Annotated in this window: 11 protein-coding genes and 2 pseudogenes; 4 read left to right on the top strand and 9 right to left on the bottom strand. The window is 68.9% G+C overall.

Features of this window, described 5'->3' with window-relative positions; all coding sequences use genetic code 11:
- Positions 1 to 500 precede the first annotated feature (500 nt).
- The 3 genes and pseudogenes from AB5J51_RS01095 to AB5J51_RS01105 form a co-directional block, all read right to left on the bottom strand.
- Positions 501 to 1321 (bottom strand): annotated as a pseudogene (locus AB5J51_RS01095) (PP2C family protein-serine/threonine phosphatase); the annotation flags it as partial.
- A gap of 459 nt (positions 1322 to 1780) precedes the next feature.
- Positions 1781 to 2674 (bottom strand): DUF1206 domain-containing protein, encoded by an 894-nt coding sequence (locus tag AB5J51_RS01100; protein WP_369776431.1) that lies wholly within the window; start codon positions 2672 to 2674, stop codon positions 1781 to 1783.
- 480 nt (positions 2675 to 3154) lie between these two features.
- Positions 3155 to 3484, bottom strand: a complete 330-nt coding sequence (locus AB5J51_RS01105; RefSeq protein WP_369776433.1) for a putative quinol monooxygenase — start codon at positions 3482 to 3484, stop codon at positions 3155 to 3157.
- 510 nt (positions 3485 to 3994) lie between these two features.
- Here AB5J51_RS01105 and AB5J51_RS01110 point away from each other — a divergent pair.
- Positions 3995 to 4818 (top strand): annotated as a pseudogene (locus AB5J51_RS01110) (Ku protein).
- On the top strand, positions 4818 to 4946 hold the full coding sequence (locus AB5J51_RS01115; protein ID WP_369776434.1) for a hypothetical protein: 129 nt from the start codon (positions 4818 to 4820) through the stop codon (positions 4944 to 4946). Before AB5J51_RS01110 ends, AB5J51_RS01115 begins: the two are co-directional and overlap by 1 nt.
- A 165-nt stretch (positions 4947 to 5111) precedes the next feature.
- On the opposite strand, the gene AB5J51_RS01120 is transcribed toward AB5J51_RS01115, so the two are convergent.
- The 4 genes from AB5J51_RS01120 to AB5J51_RS01135 all read right to left on the bottom strand — a co-directional run bounded on the left by AB5J51_RS01120 (position 5112) and on the right by AB5J51_RS01135 (position 7013).
- Positions 5112 to 5276, bottom strand: a complete 165-nt coding sequence (locus AB5J51_RS01120; protein ID WP_369776435.1) for a hypothetical protein — start codon at positions 5274 to 5276, stop codon at positions 5112 to 5114.
- Between the two features lie 173 nt (positions 5277 to 5449).
- Positions 5450 to 5977 (bottom strand): hypothetical protein, encoded by a 528-nt coding sequence (locus tag AB5J51_RS01125; RefSeq protein WP_369776436.1) that lies wholly within the window; start codon positions 5975 to 5977, stop codon positions 5450 to 5452.
- Between the two features lie 331 nt (positions 5978 to 6308).
- Positions 6309 to 6545, bottom strand: coding sequence for a hypothetical protein (locus tag AB5J51_RS01130; protein ID WP_369776437.1), 237 nt, complete (start codon positions 6543 to 6545; stop codon positions 6309 to 6311).
- Between the two features lie 210 nt (positions 6546 to 6755).
- Entirely contained in the window at positions 6756 to 7013 is a 258-nt protein-coding gene (locus AB5J51_RS01135) for a hypothetical protein (RefSeq protein WP_369776438.1), read from the bottom strand.
- A 265-nt stretch (positions 7014 to 7278) separates the two neighbouring features.
- Between AB5J51_RS01135 and AB5J51_RS01140 the strand changes: the two genes are divergently transcribed.
- Both AB5J51_RS01140 and AB5J51_RS01145 read left to right on the top strand, forming a co-directional pair.
- On the top strand, positions 7279 to 7818 hold the full coding sequence (locus AB5J51_RS01140; RefSeq protein WP_369776439.1) for a winged helix-turn-helix domain-containing protein: 540 nt from the start codon (positions 7279 to 7281) through the stop codon (positions 7816 to 7818).
- Positions 7815 to 8363, top strand: coding sequence for a transposase (locus tag AB5J51_RS01145; protein ID WP_369776440.1), 549 nt, complete (start codon positions 7815 to 7817; stop codon positions 8361 to 8363). Before AB5J51_RS01140 ends, AB5J51_RS01145 begins: the two co-directional genes overlap by 4 nt.
- 47 nt (positions 8364 to 8410) lie before the next feature.
- On the opposite strand, the gene AB5J51_RS01150 is transcribed toward AB5J51_RS01145, so the two are convergent.
- Both AB5J51_RS01150 and AB5J51_RS01155 read right to left on the bottom strand, forming a co-directional pair.
- Entirely contained in the window at positions 8411 to 8932 is a 522-nt protein-coding gene (locus AB5J51_RS01150; protein ID WP_365957134.1) for a hypothetical protein, read from the bottom strand.
- A 172-nt stretch (positions 8933 to 9104) separates the two neighbouring features.
- Positions 9105 to 15197 carry an RHS repeat-associated core domain-containing protein gene (locus tag AB5J51_RS01155; protein ID WP_369776441.1) on the bottom strand — a complete coding sequence of 2031 codons (6093 nt, stop codon included), beginning with the start codon at positions 15195 to 15197 and terminating at the stop codon, positions 9105 to 9107.
- Between the last annotated feature and the right edge of the window lie 728 nt (positions 15198 to 15925).

The following is a 15925-nucleotide window of genomic DNA, read 5'->3' on the forward strand; positions in this document are numbered from 1 at the left end:
CAAGGGTGCCTACCCGGGGCTCCACCCGGCACGCGGGTGGCGCTCCCCATACCGCGTATACCCGGGATGACGGAATCGACGTACGCCTCGGCCCCGCCCCTTCGTTCCCACTCCCGGCGACCGGATGCCAGCCCCCGCCGACACGGCGTTGCCGCTGAGGCGAAGCCGCCGCGAGCAAGTGTCAGCGGTCACGTAAGTCAGTCTCACCCCCACTCACACCCGTGTGAAGCCGTAGACGCCGATCGTCGCGATGCGTCTCATCGCAGCACCCCTCAGTGGCGTAGTGGGGGCCAAGTCCATGTCTGAGGCACTCGCCGCCTGGCGACGCAAGGAGCGCACCGCTCCTCCACACGCCGCCGGGCGTCGGCGGTGGGCTCGGCCACACCCCCGCTACGGCATGAGTGACGGCTGATACCGACCCCCACCCCGAGGTCTGCCTTGCCTCACCGGGCGCCTGCCCGAAGCAGCCGGTGCTACGCCGGCGGGCTGAGCGCCCCGCGCCCGTCCTGCTGTGCGGCGAAATGCTCTCCCGGCCTGAGGTAAGCAAGGCTGTGTACGCCGAAGGGCATGTCCACGGTCAGAGCCATTCGGTGACCGCGCCATCGCGCATCCGCAGCGGCCAGGGGTGGCCGGCGTTGACGAGCTGAGCGCCGCTTCCGTCGAGGGCGATGCCCCGGAGCTGGCCGGTGGCGAAGGTGCGGTTGCCGTGGTCGAGGAGGGCCTGGTGGGTCTGGCGGGCCTGTTCGGCAAGGTCGGTCCCGGCACGGCGGACGCCGCGGGAGGCATTGATGAGGAGGGTGGCCATGAGGGAAGCGCTTGTGTCGTGACCCATGGCGTCGGTGATCGACAGGTGCAGGTTGTGGGTGTCGAGGCTGTAGTCGTAAATGTCGCCGACGATGGCGGCGGCTGGGACCAGGGCGCCCGCGAGCGTGAACTGAGGGGCTTCGCAGGAGGCAGCGGAAGGCAGGAGTCGGCGCTGGATCTCTGCGGCCAGGCTGACGGCGGTGGTGCGGTTGCCCCAGGGGTAGAGGTCGGTGAAGCGGCGGTCGGTGACGATGATGTACGCCAGCGCGTGCGCGGCCTCCCCGACCTGGGCGAGCACGTCCGGGGTGACTACTTCGGTGAGGAACAGCTCCAGGACACCGATGGTGTCGCCGCGGTTCGTCACTGGGGCGAGGCCCCGCTGCCCCTGCCCGCCATCCGCGGCCAGCACCAGGCGCTGACTGCTCAGGACCTCGTCGTAGACGCCGCTGTCGGAGAGAGGGAGCCGCGCGGCGAACCGGTCGCGCAGGTTACGCGCCACGACACCGAGGGAGCGCATCATCCACGCCGCCGAGGTCGTCCGCCCCCTGTGCACCGCACAGGGCGCACCCACCACCTGACCCCTCAAACACAGCCCGGCGGCCGCAGTGAACCGGAACCGGCACGGCGTTGGTGGGAGGCTACGGCGAGGCCCGGGGGGTGTCTCGGGGCCAAAAGCCGCGGCCACCGCAAGGGGGGAGCGGTGCACTGACGCGGTAAACGACGTCAGAGCGTCGGTCCCGGCCGGACGTGTGGTGAACGAGCACAGCGTGCTCTTCAGCGGGGGGTGAGGCCGCTCGGGAGACGCCTTCCAGCTTGGCGGCGAGGGGAGTCACGCATCATGCTCAGCGCGGTGTGAGGACGTAGCAGGCCCGGCCAGGGGGCCACGTCATGGCGCTGGTGGTGGCCACGGTTGGGGCGGGTTATCCGTACCGGCCAAATGGCCATACGACACTCGCCATGGCCACGCACGGGCCTGTCAGCCTGCACCGCGGCTCCTGACCTGCTGCTCTGCCGGGGCGTCGTGGTCAGGGGCTATGCGCCAGCGGGCTTCGCAGAAGGAGTAGAGGCCGAACAACAGAAGGCCCACCGCGGCGGCGATCAGCAGCACGGGCCCGGCCGGCGTGTCAGCGAACGAGCGCAGCGTCTCGTCCAGGCCCTTTGCCTCGCCGGCGTCGAAGCGCACCGCGGCCAGGAGAATGAACAGGCCGGTCGCCACCGCGACCACCCCGCACGCCACGCCGCCGATGATGCCCAGACCCGCGACGATACGCCGCGTCGTCCGGCTCATTCGCTCCGTGCGGAGGTTCTTCTCGAACTTCCGCATCAGGCTGCGCACCACGATCACCACGCCCACGATGGCCAGCACGGCCCCGAACACGCCGACGAGTACCCGGCCATAGGGCAGTTCCAGCACTCTCGCGGTGTAGTCCTTCGACGACTCGTCACCGCCGCGGGCCCCGCCGGACCCACCGACCAGCGCGGTCTGCACCACGCCGATACAGATCACCAGGTAGAAGACGGCCAGCCCCAGGGAGCCCAGGCGGCGGGTCCACTTGTCACCGCCTTCCGTCGCCTGCCCGAAGGCGGCCTCGGAAAGGCGCCACAGCGCCATCGCCGCCAGCCCCACCACCAGCGCCCACAGCAGCACCTGGCCGTACGACTGCTCACCGATGGTCCGCACCGCCCCGGACCGGTCGGCCTCCTTGCCGCTGCCGCCACCGAAACCGATCCGCACGGCGAGGAGCCCGACCAGAACGTAGATCACTCCCCGGGCACAGAGCCCGACCCTGGAGGCAACCTCCATGGCGCGACTGTCAGCCACACGCTGCCCCCGGGTCTTGGCCTGGGCGCCACCGTTGTCGATCGCCATACCCGACACCTCCCTGTGCGCTACCGAGGTCGACACGGCGCGACAGTCAGTGCGCGCTGGAAGGCGTTCTCGCCACGGCCTGCGAGATACGCCCCCTGGCTCGGCACACACCGCACCAGGGTGCCTCCCGCGCGGGCTGGACGCGGCGGCGACCGGTCACATCGGCTCCTCCCACCATGGCACCAGGCAGCGCACCCGACCAATGCAGCCCCTTTCGCTTCTCCCGCTTCGGCTCTCCCCGGGGGCAATGGGCTCGACTCCTGAACCGGGGCGGGACCGGCAGGCTTTGGCGAACGGCCGGGGTGATCGCGGAGAGCACCTTGGGCGCGGGCAGCAGCGAAAGGGTCCACGCGGAGAGTTGACGCCCGACGTTGACGGCCCTGACTTCACGTCCCTCACACCGTCACACCCCCCATGACCTGGGCAGACACGAAGCAGGTCTGGCCCAGACGGGCCCGCGCTGCCCGCTGGTTTGCTCGACTACCGGTTCAGTCCAGCTTTCGCAAGAACTTCATCGAGAGTCAGCGTCGAGGCCAGGTCGTGGATCCAGGCCTCAGGCGGTGCTGCGAAGACGTCACCCAAAGCGGCCATGAGCGCCTCAAATTCATTCCGGAAGTGCCTGTATACGGCGTCGAGGTTGGCCCACTGCTCGATGATCACGAAGGTATTCGGCGCTTCGAGATCTTCGGCGACCTGATAGCCCTCGCAGCCCTCCTCAGCACGGGTCCGAGCCGCGTTGCCGCGAACCACCTCGAGCCAGTGGTCACGCCGCTCCGGCTTGATCGATGCTCTGACAACTTGGAGAATCATGCACTGCTCCTTACCTCGCCCGGCGCCGCGTCTTCCGAGATCGCCCAGTTTTGGTGCCCTGCCCAGTAGACCGCCCCGGGCAACCGACCACCTGTCGTTGTACGCCGCTCGTGTCAGGCGCTGGGGCAGTCGGCCACTCTCGACCATGACCCGGCCCCCCAACCCAGCGTTCGACCCGTACAGAATCCGAGAAGCAATACGCTTGCGGTGTTCAGCCGGCCCGGGACGGGGCTCCCCCGGGGCTGTGGATCAACGCAGGCCGGGGTTCTCACCACAAACCAACCTGAAGACAGACTGCACTCGGTTGACCGTCTGCGTTGACGAGACTGACCTCACGTCCCTCAGTCATCCACATCGCTCTGACCTGGGCAGATAGGCGCGGGATCTAGATAAGCCTGCCCGTGGGCCTCTACACGGCCACCGACAGCACACGATCCGCTTCCACCAGCTCCAGCGCGGACGGCGGACCGGATCCGGAACCGGCGCGTGAACGAACGCACCGGCGACGAAGTGGACCTCTCGGACATCGTGAAGGGCTACGACACCGGCGCCGAGTACGTGAGCGTCGAGCCGCAGGAGCTCGACGAGATCGCTCCCGGCCGGTCCCGTTCGATCGACATCGCCGGCTTCGTCGACCTGGACACCGTCAACCCGGTCTTCTTCGACAAAACGTATTTCCTCGGACCCCGGGGAGCCCAGTACGGGAAGGTGTACGCCCTGCTGGAGCGGGCGCTGGCCGAGTCGAACAGGCGGGCATCGCCACGTTCGTGATGCGCGGGCGGGAGTACCTGGTCGCGCTGAAAGCTGAGGAAACGGAGGGCCTGCTCACGATCCACACCCTTCACTGGGCCGACGAGCTGCGCGATCCGCACGCCGAGGTGCCCGACCTGCCGGGAAAGGTCGAGGCGACGGCGGCTGAGGTGAAGATGGCCATGCAGCTGATCGACGCCTTGGCCATGGAGTGGGACCCGGAGTCGTTCCACGACTCCTTCCGCGAGAAGGTCGAGGCCCTGGTGAAGACGAAGGCCACCGGGGAGACCGTGGAGAAGGCCGAACCGGCGGCGGAGCCCACCGGCGCCCTCGACCTCATGGAAGCCCTGCGCGGGCCGCCTCCCCCGGCGCGCGGGCGGCGCGCGGGCGGCGCGCGGGCGGCGCGCGGGCGGCGCGCGGGCGGCGCGCGGGCGGCGCGCGGGCGGCGCGCGGGCGGCGCGCGGGCGGCGCGCGGGCGGCGCGCGGGCGGCGCGCGGGCGGCGCGCGGGCGGCGCGCGGGCAGAAGACCTCGGCTCCGAAGAAGCGGGCGCGCTCCGGAGCCGCTGCCAAGGGCCAGGAGCTGATGGCACTGACGAAGGCCGAGCTGTACGAGAAGGCTGCCGCGGCCGGCATCCCGGGCCGCTCATCCATGAACCACGACCAGCTCGCCGACGCCCTCGCCCACACCGGCCGCGGCCGGCACAAGGCCTGACTGGTGGCGGGGCCGGTCTACGCCGTGCGCGGCGGCGTCAAGGTCGGGCGCCGTGACCCGCCGTACGAACGTTTGGCACCGCTGCCATCAGATCGGGGTTCGCGGCTGCACCACCGTGCGCGCCACGGCTCTTTCTGCCGACCGCCCTGGCGATACGGGCCCGGCCTACTGGCCGGGCTTCACCTTCACGATTTCGATCTCCGAAGCGCCCTCGGCCCCCAGCTCCGCCTTCCGGTCCTCGGCGCTAGGCAGGTCGTAGCTGACCCCGGAAACCATTCGCTTGCCGTCCTGGCGGCGCACCCACTTCACCCGGTAGTTCACCAGCGCCACGGTCTCTCCTTCACTCGCTGCCCCACTCGACGGCAACACAGCCGCAGGTCACAGCCTCGCGCCCGGCACTGACAACGAGTCCTGGACGGCCCGAGACCGCAGGCCCGCCTCAAAGCCGCGGCTGCCACATCAGCGGTCGGGAGGCTGGCGGGCCCCAGGGGCGCGGGCGCCTTTCAGGCCACGCGACGTGGCCCAGGACGGCGGGGTCGGCGTCGGCCTATGGGCTCCTCGGGAGCGGCCTGTGGGGAGGAGAACCCGCTCGGCACCGCCGACCGGGCTGCTGGCGGCGTGGTCGCGTTGGCCGGTGACGCGCCTGGGCGGGCCGGGTTCTGCGCTCGCGCGAGGATGGAGATGTGGGGGATCTGCGAGGCGCAGGTCTGGCATACCTCGGCCAGGGTCCAGACCTGTCCCACGGACGGGTTGTGTACGAGGACGAGGAGTGTGGGTCCGCTGCACTGGACGTTGGTCTCGTGGAACGCGCACTGTGCGGCGTGGCAGGAGCAGGCGGCGTTGGGGCGGACCACGGCGAGCCGGGCGTGGGCTTTGACGTGTTCGGCGGCGAAGCGCCGCAGGGTCGTGGTGTCCTTCGACCGTGGCGGCATGCGGCAGGCCTCGGTGCTGCAGGTGACGGACACGGTGTGGTCGGCATGGCCGGTGAGCCGGACAGACCAGGTCCGTCCGGGCACACGCGAACCGGGCATGAGGGTCAAGTCGGCATTCCCGTCGTCGTCGTTCAGATGACTCAAGAGCGCTGATGCGGCTGCGGAAGTCGGCGTGGGGAAGGCGCTCGCCTCAGCCGGAGGCGGCGCGGCGAGAGCACGGACAGCCCCCGCACTCCGGCCAGGTGCCCTCGGGCAAGCGGACTGCCAGATGCCCTTTTTCGCACGGGGCGGACCACAGTGTCAACGGCGCGGCAACCCTCAACCCACGTATCGACCAGCCATATCGCCGCTAACTGGCCCCTGGTCAATAATGGAGCTGTCAGACTGCCTGCTGGCGTGGCTGTGCAGAGATCCAGAGTGATGCCACGAGTCAGCCCTCGTGCGGAGCCTCCGCGCTCTTGGCCGCCGTCACCAGCGCCTTTTCCACTTCGTAGCGGTTCTGCCCGGGCGCTTTCGCGTGCTCGGTGACCGCATCGTGTACCGCGGCCGCAGCCTCAAGCCACGGCCGCCATCCCTCCACGCTGTAGGGGCTGGCCGTCGCACGGGCCCGGGCTGCGTCTGCAGTACGGCGAAGCCGAATGAGTTCGTCGGTCAGTTCGATTGCCACCGCGAGATCCTACGTCTCGCTCAGCCCGGCCAGGGCCGCGCCGCGCTCTCGCCGGTGGGAGCGCCGTCAGTTCCCACGCGGTATTCGTGCGTGGATTACCGCACACAGGCACTTGATGCCACGGCGAACAGCCCGACGGGGGAACGCTTCGGGCGGTCCGCCGCACCACGACCTCATCCCTGCTGGGAACCTTCAGGCCGGCTGCGTGGTTCAGGTGACGGTGACACGCAGGACGTACGGCTCGCCTGTGCTGATGGCTCGTGCCTGTTCCTGTAGGTCAGCGTCCGTGAAGCCGAGCAGCGCTTCGTTGGCGGCATGTCGGAGGAGCGGCAGGATCTTGGCGACGGGCTGGTCTCGATGCGCCTCGGCGAGCGCGGCGAAGGCTCGCTGATAGGGAGCTCCGTACGTACCAGCGCTGTCGGCCAGCAGCCGGTCAAGGTGCTGCTTGTCGACACGGATCTCGCCCATGGCCTGCTCCCCTCGTCCTCACATACCCGGTCAATCCGAGCTTTCGTCTCGACGTTACGAGGCCGGTCTGACATTGATACTCGTAGCGGGTTCCGGTGGTCGTGGCTCAGGGTCTGACTGACGCCCTGTTGGGCTGTCCTGCTGTTGTTCTGTCCGGCCATCGGAACCTGTTCCTGGGGCTCCGGCCGGGCGGAACATGACCTACTGACTTTTCCGTTGAGTTGTCGGGGGTGACATCGCATGATCCCTGCGGTAGTTCGTGACCATGAGGTATGCCCAGGGTGGTGGTCTCACTCCGCAGAGGCAGGCCGCGCGGGAGCGGGTGCGCATGCTCGCCGCCGACGACTTTGCGCGGGATGAGAAGAACGTGGTGATAGCCAAACGGCTTCGGGTCAGTGTGCGGTCGGTGGAACGGTGGCGCCGGTCCTGGCGGGAGGGAGGACGGCAGGCACTGTGCATTTCGGGCCCAGCCGGGCGGCCGAAGGTCGACGACAGTGATTTCGCCGTGCTCGAGCCGCTCCTGCTGGATGGCGCGATGGCCGAGGGCTGGGCGGATGAGCGGTGGACGCTCTCAAGGGTGCGCATGCTGATCGCGGACCAGCTGGGGGTGTCGTTGTCGATCCGCGGAGTGTGGGAGTTGCTGCGGCGGCACGGCTGGTCGTGTCAGCAGCCTGCGCGGCGGGCAGTGGAACGGGACGATGCGGCGGTGGCCGGCTGGGTGAAGGAGACCTGGCCCCAGGCAAAGCCACCGCGGCGGCGCTCGGGGCATGGCTGGTCTTCGAGGACGAGGCCGCCGTCTCGATGACGTCGCACCGCTCACGCACCTGGGCGCCCAGAGGGGGCACGCCCGTGGTGCGGTTCAACGGCGCTTCCCGCGGCCGCATCTCGATGGCCGCGCTGGTGTGCTTCAAGGCCGGCGAACGCAGCCGCCTGATCTACCGTCCTCGCATCCAGGGCCATCACCGAGGTGCCCGCCGAGGCTTCACCTGGCAGGACTACCGTGATCTTCTCGTGCGAGCTCACCTTCAGCTCGGCGGTCCCGTCGTGGTGATCTGGGACAATCTGAATGTTCACCGCTGCAGTCGATTACGTGAGTACGCGGCGGAGCATGACTGGCTCACTGTCGTCCAGCTGCCCAGCTATGCGCCTGACCTCAATCCGGTCGAAGGCATCTGGTCGTTGCTCCGACGCAGCACTACCGCCAACGTGGTCTTTACCGACCGCGACCACCTCGTCCAAGCAGTCCGCAGCGGTCTGCGTCGCATCCAACGACAACCCCACCTCATCGAGGGGTACCTCGCCGAAACCGGCCTCTCGCTCAACGCGACAACTCAACGGAAAGGTCAGTAGGACGATCGGCTCCAGGTAGTCCGCGTGCGGGGAAATGTAGGGGATGGCTATCCGAGCAGGATACGGATGCTCGGGTGGTCCTTCGCCTTGCACCACCAGAGCGCTTCGCCTTCGTGTGTGATGGCATGCAAACCCGTCCCGTGTTCGGGGCAGAGCGGCCATAGCCGTCCGTAGCGATCCGCGAGGTAGGTCTGGATGGCGTCGGCGACTTCAGCGAGTACCCCGACAGGATCGAACGATTGGATGGCCGACCCAGCCACCGTCACGATCCCCCCGGGAAAATCGGTCGACGGATGGATGAATTCCGGTCGGGTATCGATGCGGAGGTCCGTCTCCCGCTCTATGGATCCAGTCAACGGCAGAAGCACGTCTAGGACGGACCGCGCCTTCCGTTCGAACGCGATCCGCGCGAATCGGTGTGCAGGCAGGTCCCCGTGCTCGTGGTAGACGTCCCGAATCCAGTCGACCCGCCCGCTCTGGACGACTTCCCAGCCCAGTTCGCCTTCGACGCGTTTCAGCCACTGCTCGAAGGCCTGTTCGTGGCGGCGCTCGAGCTCGCTGTCAGCCAATGTGATTCTCCACCTCTCGATGATAAACGAGTCGGCTGACCCGGCCGGATGCTCCGGCCGGGCCAGCCGACGTGGTACGACGCCGCGCGATCCGAGGAGAAAGCGAGGCGAGGGTTCCCTGTGGAGTCGCCAGGGCGGCTCAGCAGGGATCAGCGCGTCTCAGTGCGGGTGGTTAGCGGTAGCTGCCTCCGCCACCGAAATTCTGGAACCGGTCCCACCAATATCTGGTGTAGCCGAACCTGGCGATGCCCTGGGCATGGAACTGTACGGAGTCACCCGGATCGTTCCAGCACGTGAAGCCCCAACAGCTGTGCTTGCCTCGGGCTCCGTTGCCATACCAGTACCCGTGGAAGTTGTACCAGCCCACTTCAGTGTGGTTGTAGCTGCTGGAAGTAACCCTGTGCCCGCCGACTGACAGCTCCCAGCGCCAGCCGGCTTCGATAGAGGCGCCGCTCCAAGCCCTGCGGAACCACATGTCCCACTGCAGCGAGCACTTGTGCGACGAGCTCTCGCAGATGCGGCGCATACGGACGCAGTTGAAGGAGTTGCAGTCCGTCTGGACGCGCTCCATCAGGTAGGTGCCGCCCAGGTCGAACTTGTTACGCGGGTCGGCGCAGGCGTACTCGTACCGGTTGCAGCTGCCGCCCGCGATCGGGTCGATCGACAGGAAGCGGCCGACGGCCGGGCTGTAGAGCCGGACGCCCATGAGGGTGAGTCCGCCGGCGGTCTCGGTGGAGCGCTGGTTGGCGCCCAGCCAGCCATAGCGGGTGGCCGCCTGGTCGGCCCGGGCGTTGCCGTACTCGTCGTGGTCGAGGGCAACGGGGGCCTGGCCCGCGTCCAGGGGCAGCTGCAGGGCCACGTCGCCGTGGACGTTGGTCAGCTGCAGGACGATGCTTCCGCTCTTGCCCGTGGTGGCCGCGAGTCCTCCCGCGATGCCGTCGACGTTGCGGGTCAGGGCGCCGGTGGAGACGTTCTCCACGATCCACCGGGGATTGTCGCCGTCTGCGGAGTAGTGGTTGAGCTTGGACGCGGTCTGGGTCCACGTCGAGCCGTTGTTCGTCTCCACCGTCCAGGAACGGAACCGCAGGGCGGGATCGAGCGCCCAGGTCTGACGAGTGCCGTTCACCGTCTGCTGGTACGCGAGGTCGTTGGCGTAGTAGCCGAGCGTGCTGCCGGGCAGAGCCGTGGTGCGGCCGAACGCGTCGTAGGTGTACCCGGTGTCGACCAGCCGGTCGGCGCTGTCGTGGGTGCTGTTGGTGGTGGTGCCTCCAGTGGTGGGGCAGCCCGCTCCGGGGGCCCCGGTGGCAGTGGTCAGGGACTTGCGGTTGGCGCGTGCGTCAAAGGTGTAGCCGCGGCGCGTGCACAGGGTGTCGGAGGTGTCGTCGACACCGGTCAGGCGGCCGATGTTGTCGTAGCGGTAGTCCTGGGTGGACCAGCCCGCGTGGGATGCGGCCTGGCCGTGGACCGTCTCGGTCACCGTGTCGGAGTAGACGGCGGTTCCGTCGCTGTCACGGGTATAGGTGCGGGCCACGGCTGCCCCGGTCGGGTCCTGCCTGACCGTGGCCGTGTACCCGCCGGGCAACTTCTCGGTGGCCACGGAGCCGTTCGGTCCGTAGACGGCCTGGAAGGTACCGGCGACGGAGTCGGAGACCGCAGTCGGCAGGCCGCGAGGCTCGGCGGTGTGGTCGTAGGTGTACGTGACCGTCGAGGGCGCGCTGTCGGCGACCTTGACCGGCCGGTTGAGCAGGTCGTACTCGGTGGTGGTGACGCCGCCGTCGGCGTCGGTGTAGGAGATGAGGCGGCCGAGCTTGTCAAACGCCTTGGTGACCGACCCACCGGTCGCCGAGGTGGTCTTCACGGCCCGGCCGGTGACCGGGTCGTATTCGGTGGTGATGTCCGGGACCGCCTGGCCGACCCCGCCGGTGATGGCGACCTTGGTCGCGCGGCCGGCGCCGTCGAAGGTGGTGGTCGAGGTCCGGGTGGAGCCGTTCGCCGTGTCGATGGTCTTGGCCGGATTGCCGTACCAGTCGTACTCGGTGGTCGTGGTCGGCAGTTGGGTGGGCTGGGAGCCGCTGCCCGTCACCGTGCCGGCCGGTCCGGTGGAGCACACCTGGTCGGCCCACTCGGGGCGGCCCTGGCAGGTGCCGGAACCGGTCGCGGACCAGTAAGCGGTCACTCGGGTCGCGGCGTCCGTGCCGGTGGCACCGGGCAGGAGCTGCTTAGTGACGCGGCCCTGGGCGTCGTACTCCGTGGTCTCGGTGATCGCGAGCCCGCCCGGGTCCTTGATCGTCTGGATGGGCAGGCCCTTGGCCCAGTCGTACACGGTCTCTACCGCGCGCGTCTCGCCCTGCACGGTCGGGTACTCACGCACCTGCGCACCGGTGGTTACCTTCGTGACCTGGTCGCTGACCTTCGCGGTGCCGTTCGTGGGCCGGCCCGCGTCGTACTCGGTGACGGTCCAGGAGCGCGCGGTCACCGAGGAGCCGACGGGGACGAGCACCGTGGTGCCTGACTTCAGGTCGGCGGTCAGGTCGATCCGGCGCAGCGGACCGAACTCCTCCAACTGGCGGGTGCCGGCGTCGTTATAGACCGTGCGGTTGGCCAGCAAGTCGGCCCGCTCAGCCGTGGTGAGCCCTTCGATGCCGAGGTCGGCGCGGGTGGCCTGTGCTGTGGAGTCGCTGCCGAGGGCGATGGCCCGATTGCCGGCGCTGAGTTCACGGACCGGGTTGCCGAAGCGGTCGTACTCGGTGGTCGAGATATAGCCGCCGGGGGCGGCGAGGTTGGACTCCCGGCCGGAGACTCCCATGTAGTGCACGGTGGCCCGCTTGTAGGCGGCTGCCGTCAAGGAACCGCCGTCGTTGGACGCCGGGACGGCGTCCGCGGGGAAGACCGCGGTGGCGTCGGTCGGGGCGTCGAGCTGCCCCCAGGCCTTCACGTCGGCGGTGCCCATACCGTAGGGCGCGGCGGGGCCGGTCAGCGGTACGTCGTAGACCACGGCGGTTGCCGCGGTGCCTTCCTCGACGTCGGCGGTGGCCTGCTTCAGGCCGGACCGGGCCGCCTTGAGGAGCATTCCGTCTCCGGCGGTGGAGGTGTTGCCGGCCTTGCCGTAGGTGAAGGTCCACGGCAGTTCACCGGGCGGGGTCAGCCGGGTGACATGGCCTGCGGAGTCGTACTCGTAGGCGGTCTTCAGCGTCGGAGTGATCTGCGGGTTCCATGCTTCGCGGAGCCGCCCGGAGCTGTCGTACGCGTAAGCGGCGACCTCCTGGGCGGTGGACGCGTTGGCGCCGGGCGCGGTGGCCCACAGGCGGACGCTCTTCACCTGGCCGAGGACGTCACCGAGGGTGAAGGTGGTGGCGGTGGTGGAGGCGGGGTAGACGAACTCCAGCATCCGGCAGCCTTTGGTCGCCGGCGTGGCGGCGCAGGTGGCGGCCTGGGCCGCCGAGGTGGGCGCGATGATCCACTGCGGGAAGGCGACGGCCTTGCCCTGGTAGGTGGTCTTGCCTGAGACGATCTTGGTCTCGGTGTTCGTCAGTCCGTCCCGCAGGGTCGAGGACACCTGCCAGGTCGGCACCGCGGGATCGGGCTTGGTGAAGGCCGTCACCGTGCCCTGGCTGTCGGACAGGGTGAAGGTCCCGGTGACGCTGCCCGTGAGGACGAGACCCTCCGCGCCCGGCTCGGGGATCCAGCCGTTCTTCGCCGCGTTGGCGGTGAAGTGCAGTTCGTCGCCCTTGGAGTCGATCACGGCAACCGAGGTGTCGGAGATCCGCCGGATGTGCGAGTAGTCGGCGGTGCCGACCTCGGCGACCGTGCCGGCCACCCATTCCTTGCCGAAGATGGGCGCCTGTCCCTCCTGCGTGGCGCCCTTGTCCGGGGTGCGGGAGGAGGCGGTGCGGGAGACGGAGAGGCCGAAGGCCGAGGCGTCATCGGCGGATAGACCGAAGTTGCCGGTGAGCAGGTTCACCGAGCCGGGTCCGGCCTCGGAGGACGTCGCGCCGGAGGCGTTGCGGTCCACGACCGCGGTCAGCGGCTCCGTCGCTCCGGTGGCCGCGTTGGGTCCGGTGAAGTCTGCCTTGATCTGGACGCTGCCGTCCGGATCCACCGTGTCGGTGGCGTTCCACACCAGCGGCGCGGTCTTGCCGCCCGTGAGCGGGACGGGCCAGGCCGTAAGCGGCGTGCCGCCGGTGGTGACGTGGCCCGGAGGGATCTGCGTCCACGCGTCGGCCTCGGAACGCCGCCAGGAGAAGGACGCCTTGTCGTACTTGGCGCCGTCCGCCTCGGCGAGCAGCGGCAACCGGCGGGCGGTACGGTCGCCGGCGCCGGGCTGGACGAAACCGCCCGGGCCCGCGTGGAAGGTGTACGCGACCGGCTCGGACTTGTTGTCCGCCTTGTCGACGGCCCGTACCTCAAGGGTGTGGGTGCCGTCCTTGGGCGGGGTGACGGAGATGGCCTTGGCGCCGGAGGCGCCATCGGTGGGGACCTTGGTCCAGGTCTCGCCGTCCAGGGACCATTCCAGCCAGTTGTGGTCGGCCGCGGGCGGGGTGATGCTGAAGGTTCCGGCTTGGCCTGCGCCCTTGACCCAGCCGTTCGACGGGTAGTCGGTGGAGGTGACGGCGGACGGGGCGGACGGGGCGGAGGTGTCGACCGTGAAGGTCTTCCACGCCGACCAGCCGAGGTTGTAGTGGCTGCCGTCGTACGGGCTGGTGCGGAACTTGTACGTCTTGCCGTTCGTCAGCACACCCGCAGGGACGGTCACCGAGGCGACCTGTCCCGACGGCACGTACGGGGAGACCAGCACGTTGCCGACTTGGGTGTCGGTGGCGGAGTCGAAGATCTGGAAGGTGCCATTGACCTTGTCACCGTTCGCGTCCACGAAAGTGTCCCGCAGGACGGGCGTGACCGAATTGACCACGTAGGCGCCGCCGTAGGAGAAGAACGGCGCGCCCGCCTCCTGCTTCGTACCGGTACGGGGCCGGTAGTTGTAGGTGACGGTCAGCTTCGGCGGGTTCGAGGCCGCGTTGGCGGAGTTGACCCGCTTCCACTGCTTGATGTTGTTCTCGTCGGTGGCCCGCAGGCCCATGCCGGAGAAGGCCCACTTGTTGTTCGCCCAGTGCTGGACCAGGCTCGTGACGTCCGAGTTGATCCAGCCGTCGGGAGCAGAGGCGCAGCCGGGGTTGCCCTTGGTCTCGGTGGACGTGGCCATCTTGGTGACCATCGCCGGCTGGTTCGTCCAGCGCGAGGCGGTCGAGGCGTTGTTGGCGGTCCACGCCTCCCAGGGCTGGGCGGTGCAGTCGGTGTTGCCGGAGTGGAAGTTCCACAGCGACAGCTGGGCGTTGGAGACCAGCGCGTCGGCGACCGGCGCGGTGTTCCAGGTGATGAAGGAGCGGGCGGTGCGCCAGCTGCCGTCGGCGTTCTTGGTGCCCGGGTTGCCGAGGTCGAGCTCGGTGTCGTTGGACCAGTCGACGGTCTCGCCCTGCTGGACGTAGGTGTCGAACAGGTTGCCCAGCGAGGAGGTCGACGGGTCGACGGTCACCGGGTACTTCGTCGCCGCGTCCGCAAGGAAGCCCGCATCGGGCGTGACGACCAGGTCGACGCCGTCCTTGGTCTTGACGACCTTCAAGCCGACCTTCGCCCGACGGGTGTGCTCCCCGGAGACCGGATCGACCGTCGCGTCCCACATGACGGGCGCGGGCATCGTCGCCGTCTTCTTCGACTTCTTGTCGGTGAACAGCACGCTGCCGTCGGCCTGCTGCTCGACCTTCAGCCCCTTGGTCTTCAGCGGCAGCGTGTACGAGAAGCCCGCCGAAGGCTTCGCCTTGACCTCGACGAACTGCTCGAACCCGGTACGCGTGGCCTCGACGACCACGTCAGCGCCCGGCACGGCATCGGTGTAGGTGGCCCGGGTGCCGTCCAGCACCGGTGCCGGCAGCCCGCCACGCCACTGCAGCGTAATGGCGTCGTCGCCCTGCCCCAGCGTGACGAGGTCGGTGGCGGTGGCGGATTGGGCTGCCGCCAGCGACTGAGCCTTCGTACCCTTCTTGCCCGACAGCCGCAGCCCCTGCGGGTGCGCTTTGGACACGACCGAGCCGTCAGCGGCGCTGGTCAGATTCACATCCACATCGCGCCACTGCCCTTGGGGATCCCTGAAACGGATCGGGCCGGCGGACACCTCGGTGGTAAGCGACCCGTCCTTGTTGGCCCACGTCGTGGACGTCTCGGTCCGTTCGGACAGAGCCTCGACCCGCTTGCCCGACAGGCGGGCGGCCACTCGCGCGGAGGGTATGTCGGCGGCGGTGGTCGCCGTAGCGGCTCCAGCCTGGCCCTGCGGCTCGAGCTGAGGCGCGGCGATCGCCGGGTCGGAGCCCTGAAGCACCGAAACCGACATCACCACGGCCAGCCCCGCCGCAATCACTCCGAGTCTGCCTGGAGTGCCTGTCACCGAACGGGAACGTCTCCATGACGTCCCCGATCTGCTGCGCAAATACACAATCCCCCCATGGGATGTATTTCGTGAGCGCTTGAAGATCATCTAGCGCAGGCAGAACATAGCGTGGGCCATAGCCCGTCTAAACAGACGAACCATTAGCTATCCGACATCGGACTCGCTAAGCGTTACGTAAAGGTGAGCTGTGAAGCGGAACCTCCTGCATGCCGAGACGATGCGCGGGAGCGATGCCCGTCCGCCTCTGTTCGAAGTGCGTGGCCACCCCACCGTTCGCGGGGCGCCCTATGGCCCCCGACGTGCTGCTCCACCCTGAGCCGTCGTCCGGCCAGGCGCCGCGGCTTCCGGCGTCACAGCTTCCAACGTCGCGGTAAACGGAATGCACCTCACTACGACAACGACAGCCATGCCCTGCAGCAGACAGGCAAGCGCGCCGGCCCGAGGCGACAGAACCGCCCCGCGCATCCGTCCGCTTCCTGTGGCGCTAGGATCACCTCGCCGCAGGGCCCCCTGTCTTCCGAACAAGGTGGGTCGGCATGGCACGGCCTGCGGCA

Source organism: Streptomyces sp. R33 (assembly GCF_041200175.1).
In the GTDB taxonomy this organism is placed as follows: domain Bacteria; phylum Actinomycetota; class Actinomycetes; order Streptomycetales; family Streptomycetaceae; genus Streptomyces; species Streptomyces katrae_B.

Excerpts from the sequence above, each read along its gene's own strand:
- AB5J51_RS01145 (WP_369776440.1), top strand. The coding sequence starts at position 7,815 with ATGACGTCGCACCGCTCACGCACCTGGGCGCCCAGAGGGGGCACGCCC.
- AB5J51_RS01135 (WP_369776438.1), bottom strand. The coding sequence starts at position 7,013 with ATGGGCGAGATCCGTGTCGACAAGCAGCACCTTGACCGGCTGCTGGCC.
- AB5J51_RS01140 (WP_369776439.1), top strand. The coding sequence starts at position 7,279 with ATGAGGTATGCCCAGGGTGGTGGTCTCACTCCGCAGAGGCAGGCCGCG.
- AB5J51_RS01115 (WP_369776434.1), top strand. The coding sequence starts at position 4,818 with ATGGCACTGACGAAGGCCGAGCTGTACGAGAAGGCTGCCGCGGCCGGC.
- AB5J51_RS01100 (WP_369776431.1), bottom strand. The coding sequence starts at position 2,674 with ATGGCGATCGACAACGGTGGCGCCCAGGCCAAGACCCGGGGGCAGCGT.
- AB5J51_RS01125 (WP_369776436.1), bottom strand. The coding sequence starts at position 5,977 with ATGCCCGGTTCGCGTGTGCCCGGACGGACCTGGTCTGTCCGGCTCACC.
- AB5J51_RS01105 (WP_369776433.1), bottom strand. The coding sequence starts at position 3,484 with ATGATTCTCCAAGTTGTCAGAGCATCGATCAAGCCGGAGCGGCGTGAC.